This is a genomic window from Methylobacterium sp. WL103 (assembly GCF_008039885.1).
Lineage (GTDB): Bacteria > Pseudomonadota > Alphaproteobacteria > Rhizobiales > Beijerinckiaceae > Methylobacterium > Methylobacterium cerastii.
On the sequence record NZ_VRUX01000339.1, the window covers coordinates 1 to 4728 of the forward strand.

A 4728-nucleotide genomic window follows, 5' to 3' on the forward strand; every position below is an offset into this window, starting at 1 on the left:
GGGGGCGGCGAGCCGGCGCCCGGGGCCATCGTGCCGGCCGAGCCGCTCATCGTGCCGCCGGTGGATCCCGTCGTGCCCGTGGTGCCGCCGGAGTTCACGGTGCCGCCTGCGGTCGGACCCGCGCTGGGGCTTCCGGTGGTGCCGGTCTGGGCGAAGGCAGTGCCGCCGAGCGGCAGGATCAGGCAGGCGGCGAGCGCGAGAGTCTTGTACGACATCAAGTTTCCTCCGGGTTTCTATGTGTGAGCAACGGCGTCGCGACCGGGTTGTTCAATATCCATGGTCGCGGCCGCCGATCTGAACCGTATCGCCACGGCCCCCGTCCGCCCCTGTGCCGCCCCGGTAGCTTCGGCATGGGAGAGCGCGGGAACGACAGCCCCGTCGAACCTCGCCGCGCCGGAGCCCCGCCTCATCCGTGGTAGACCGACGCGGCCGCCCCCGCGCGGCGCCGACCGAGAGCCCCGCCGCATGATCGAGCCGAAGCCGGTCTTCGACGACCTCACCGCCTTTCACCTCGCCCGCAGCATCGCGCGCTGGGGCTGGACGGTCGGGGCGCACAGCTACGGCAACCCGCGGGTGCTGGAGCCGGAATCGGCACGGCTTCACATCGGGCGCTTCTGCTCGATCGGACCGAACGTCACCATCGCGCTCGGCAACCACCGCACGGACCTCGTGACCACCTACCCGTTCAAGGCGCTCGCCGCCTTCTGGCCGAACGCGGCGGCCGGCGCGCACGACCACGCCACGCGCGGCGACGTCGTGCTCGGCGACGAGGTCTGGCTCGGCGCCAACAGCACGATCCTGTCCGGCGTCACCGTCGGCAGCGGGGCGGTCGTGGGCGCCGGCGCCGTGGTGCGCCGCGACGTGCCGGCCTACGCCATCGTCACCGGCAACCCGGCGACCGTCCTGCGCCATCGCTTCGATGCCGAGACCATCGCGCGGCTGCTGCGCGTGTGCTGGTGGGCCTGGGACGACGCGCGGATCGCCGACCACCTGCCGCTGATCCTCGGCGCCGACATCGAGGCCTTCCTGGCGCGGGCCGAGGCCGTGCCGGACGCGCGCAAGCGGGCGCCCAGGCCGCGCAAACCGAAACCGAAACCCGAGGCGTGAGGTCGGGCGCAGGTGCGCCGTCGCCGTTGCGCGTCGGGGCCGGTTCTCGCTATCCCTCTCGTCATCCCCTTGAGTGCCGGCCTCCCGGCCGCCGCGCCGCGCCGTCGAAGGACCGTATGCCCACCGCACCCACGCCCAGGGACATCCTCGCCACCCTCGTGGCGTTCGACACCACCAGCGCGCTGACGAACCTGCCGCTGATCGACTGGGTCCAGGACTTCGCGGAGAGCCACGGCGCCGCGGTCGAGCGGGTGGTGGACGAGACCGGCGAGAAGGCCGCCCTGTGGATCACGGTCGGGCCGGCCGAGGTGCCGGGCTACGTGCTGTCCGGCCACAGCGACGTGGTGCCGGTGGCGGGCCAGGCCTGGACCCACGACCCGTTCCAGCTCGCCGAGGTCGACGGACGCCTCTACGGCCGCGGCACCTCGGACATGAAGGGCTTTTTGGCCGTCTGCCTCGCGCTCCTGCCGGAGATGGCGGCGGCGCCGCTCGCCCGTCCGCTGCACATCGCGCTGTCCTACGACGAGGAGGTCGGATGCCTCGGCGTGCGCCCCCTGATCGCGCGGATGCGGGATAGGGGGCTCGCGCCGCTCGGGTGCTTCGTCGGCGAGCCGACCGGCATGGAGGTCGTCACCGGGCACAAGGGCAAGCACGCCGCCCGCGTCACCTTCCGCGGCAAGGCCTGTCACTCGGCGCTGGCGCCGTCCGGCGTCAACGCGGTGGAATATGCCGCGCGCTTCATCCTCCACGTCAAGCAGGCGGCCGACGCGCTGGCCGCGTCCGGCGCCCGCGACCCGCTCTACGACGTGCCGCACACGACCGGGCTCAGCAGCGTCGTCCACGGCGGCACCGCGCTCAACATCGTGCCCGATCTCTGCAGCGTCGACTTCGAGTTCCGGGCCATCGGCGCCGACGACGCCGGTGCGCTCGCCCGCAGCGCGATCGCCTTCGCCACCGAAACGCTCGCTACGGAGATGGCCGGGCGCGACCCGTCCTGCGGCGTCGAGATCGCGCCGCTGATCGACTATCCCGGCCTCGAGACCGCGGTCGATTCCGAGCTGGTGACGCTGGCCAAGCGCCTCGCCGGGCGCAACGGCCACGCCAAGGTCTCGTTCGGCACCGAGGGCGGGCTGTTCCAGGCGCTCGGCGACGTGCCGGCGGTGGTGATCGGCCCCGGCTCGATCGCCCGCGCCCACAAGGCCGACGAATTCATCACGCTCGCCGAGCTCGACGCCTGCGCCGCCTTCGTGCGCCGGCTGATCGCCGACAGCCGCGCGGGGTGAGGCCGGTCGACCCGGCACGGGGCGGCCCTATCTATCGAAGTCGAACCGCCGCTTCCGGTGGGGACGCAGGTCCCCTCTCCCGTTCGGGAGAGGGGCAGGGTGAGGGGCGAGCCCTCTCCGGATGAACCTGTCCCCTCACCCCGACCCTCTCTCGAACGGGAGAGGGAGCCGGGACGGCGATCCCCACAGGACACCCCATGCGCCAGAACAAGCTCGGCCGGACCGGCCTCTTCGTCTCGGAACTCTGCCTCGGCACGATGACCTTCGGCGGTGGGGAGGGGATGTGGCGGCAGATCGGTGCGCTCGACCAAGCGGAAGCCGAGCGCCTCGTCGGCCGCGCGATCGATGCCGGGATCAACTTTCTCGACACGGCGGACGTCTACGCCGAGGGCCTGTCGGAGCAGATCACCGGCCAGGCCCTGAAGAACCTGAAGGTGCCGCGCGAGAACGTGGTGGTCGCGACCAAGGCCTACGGGCCGACCGGCACGGGTGCGAATTCCCGCGGCGCTTCACGGGTGCACCTGCTCGATGCGGTGAAGGCGAGCCTGAAGCGGCTGCAGCTCGACCACATCGACCTCTACCAGATCCACGGCTTCGATCCGGCGACGCCGATCGAGGAGACGGTGCGGGCCCTCGACATCCTCGTGCAGCACGGCCACGTCCGCTACGTCGGCGTCTCGAACTGGGCGGCGTGGCAGATCGTGAAGGCGCTCGGCATCTCCGAGCGCGAGGGGCTGGCCCGCTTCGAGAGCCTGCAGGCCTACTACACGCTGGCCGGCCGCGACCTCGAGCGCGAGATCGTGCCGATGCTCAAGAGCGAGCGCCTTGGCCTGATGGTCTGGAGCCCGCTCGCCGGCGGCCTGCTCTCGGGCAAGTATTCCGGAGACGCGAACGGAGACGGCCGCCGCGCCGCGTTCGACTTCCCGCCGGTGGAGCGCAGCCGCGCCGAATCCTGCATCGACGCGATGCGGCCGATGGCGGCCGCCCGGAACGTGTCGATCGCACAGATCGCGCTGGCGTGGCTGCTGCACCGGCGCGTGGTGTCGAGCGTCATCGTCGGCGCCAAGCGCCTCGACCAGCTCGACGACAACATTGCCGCGACGCAGGTGGACCTGAGCGAGGCCGAGCTCGACGCCCTCGACGCGGTGAGCGTGCTGCCGCGCGAGTACCCGGGCTGGATGTTCGAGACCCAAGGCGCGCGGGCGAAGCAGCTCGCCGAGGCCGGGCGCAAGAACGCCCGATGACGACGAAGCCAGCGTGACGGACCCGAGGTGACGCGATCCGCCCACCCGCGATCGCTTGCGGGCGGCCGCCATTGCCACGGCGGGGGTCGAGGCCTAGCTCGTGCCTGCCCCCAAGAGGGTCGGCGCCGGGTCCTCCGGCGCGCGCCGCCATTTCGTCGGAGACGCCCATCATGATCCGGACCCTCGCTCTGCCCGTCCTCGCGCTCGTCGCCGGCACGGTGCCGGGTTACGCCATCGACGTCGCGAAGACCGCCACCGTCGCCGCCCCGCCCGCCAAGGTCTGGCAGACCATCGGCGACTTCTGCGGCATCGGCGACTGGCACCCGGCGGTCGAGAAGTGCGTGCCCTCCGAGAAGGACGGCATGAAGGTCCGCACCCTCTCGCTCAAGGGCGGCGGCACGCTGGTCGAGGAGCAGGTCTCCCGCGACGACAAGGTGATGAGCTACACCTACACGATCCTGTCCGGCCCGCTGCCGGTCTCCGACTACAAGTCGACCCTCTCGGTCGCCCCGGACGGCACCGGCTCGAAGCTGAGCTGGACCGGCACCTTCAACGCCAAGGGCGCCCCGGACACCGTCGCCACCGACGCGATCTCCGGCATCTACGAGTCGGGCCTGAAGGCCATCGCCGACAAGGCGAAGTAAGCCGGCGAAACAAGATCTGCTCGGGCTTCCCCTCTCCCCGCTCGCGGGGAGAGGCCCGCAGGCACCTTGTCGTGCCTGCGGGAAGCGGAGGCGAAGCCGAAGCGGCGGTGAGGGGGAGCGAACGGACGAGCCTCTCTCGTCGAAGCCCCCTCACCGTCGGCTGCCGCCTCGCCGCGCCGACGACGGGGTCGTCGCGGCCCTCTCCCCGCGTGCGGGGAGAGGGGGGACGCACGTCCACTGGGCGATCCACGGACGCACTGGCGGATCGCATCGAACGATTGACCGGCCGGCGGCGCGGGCTCAAAAACCGTCCGGCGCACGCTGCGCCGTATCAGGGAAAGCCGCCCGTGCCGACCAAGATCTCTGGATTTTCGCTCGCCGCCCTCCTCGTCGCCGGCGCGCTCGCCGGCTGCCAGCAGAAGGCCGCGGCGCCCGCTGTCGTCGCGGCCT

Annotated in this window: 5 protein-coding genes; 4 read left to right on the forward strand and 1 reads right to left on the reverse strand. The window is 72.0% G+C overall.

Annotated features, from left to right (window positions below):
• On the reverse strand, positions 1-215 hold a 215-nt coding region (locus FV222_RS17840; protein WP_147815302.1), incomplete at its 3' end, for a hypothetical protein.
• A 250-nt stretch (positions 216-465) separates the two neighbouring features.
• Between FV222_RS17840 and FV222_RS31895 the strand changes: the two genes are divergently transcribed.
• The 4 genes from FV222_RS31895 (at position 466) to FV222_RS17860 (ending at position 4278) form a co-directional block, all read left to right on the forward strand.
• Positions 466-1107, forward strand: coding sequence for a CatB-related O-acetyltransferase (locus FV222_RS31895; protein WP_147764740.1), 642 nt, complete (start codon positions 466-468; stop codon positions 1105-1107).
• Between the two features lie 116 nt (positions 1108-1223).
• Complete coding sequence (argE, locus tag FV222_RS17850) at positions 1224-2390, forward strand: acetylornithine deacetylase (RefSeq protein ID WP_147815303.1); 1167 nt, start codon at positions 1224-1226, stop codon at positions 2388-2390.
• Positions 2391-2587: 197 nt separating this feature from the next.
• On the forward strand, positions 2588-3634 hold the full coding sequence (locus FV222_RS17855) for an aldo/keto reductase (RefSeq protein WP_147753871.1): 1047 nt from the start codon (positions 2588-2590) through the stop codon (positions 3632-3634).
• Between the two features lie 170 nt (positions 3635-3804).
• Positions 3805-4278, forward strand: coding sequence for an SRPBCC family protein (locus tag FV222_RS17860; RefSeq protein ID WP_147753872.1), 474 nt, complete (start codon positions 3805-3807; stop codon positions 4276-4278).
• The last annotated feature ends 450 nt before the right edge of the window (positions 4279-4728 follow it).

What these genes read in the sequence shown, in the direction of transcription:
- FV222_RS17860 (WP_147753872.1), top strand. Translation starts at nt 3,805, where the DNA reads ATGATCCGGACCCTCGCTCTGCCCGTCCTCGCGCTCGTCGCCGGCACG.
- FV222_RS31895 (WP_147764740.1), top strand. Translation starts at nt 466, where the DNA reads ATGATCGAGCCGAAGCCGGTCTTCGACGACCTCACCGCCTTTCACCTC.
- FV222_RS17855 (WP_147753871.1), top strand. Translation starts at nt 2,588, where the DNA reads ATGCGCCAGAACAAGCTCGGCCGGACCGGCCTCTTCGTCTCGGAACTC.
- argE (WP_147815303.1), top strand. Translation starts at nt 1,224, where the DNA reads ATGCCCACCGCACCCACGCCCAGGGACATCCTCGCCACCCTCGTGGCG.